Origin of the sequence: Zobellia uliginosa (genome assembly GCF_018860745.1) — a bacterium.
Taxonomy (GTDB): Bacteria; Bacteroidota; Bacteroidia; order Flavobacteriales; family Flavobacteriaceae; genus Zobellia; species Zobellia uliginosa_B.
In genome coordinates, this window is sequence record NZ_JAHKPY010000004.1 from 1 (window position 1) to 222 (window position 222).

Genomic DNA, 222 nt, shown 5'->3' on the forward strand with positions numbered 1-222 from the left:
TACGAACGAAATCCAGACAGTGGCCTCAGCAGATGGTTCCGTGGATGTTGTGAGAACAGGAGATGATTTTGACCTTTCCGTAGCAGCTGCCGATGGTTCTGAAACAGAAGTAACCGGAGCAGGAATCAATACGGTAAGCGGAGATGGAACTTCAGCCAGTCCTTATGTAATTACCGGAACGGAAGTGGATGGAGATATCACAAACGAAATCCAGACAGTAGC

General features: G+C 47.7%; 1 protein-coding gene. It reads left to right on the forward strand.

Translation table 11 applies throughout. The features are described from left to right. Window positions 1–222 (forward strand): hypothetical protein (locus tag KO521_RS08980; protein WP_215939591.1); only part of this gene is annotated, 222 nt, incomplete at both ends.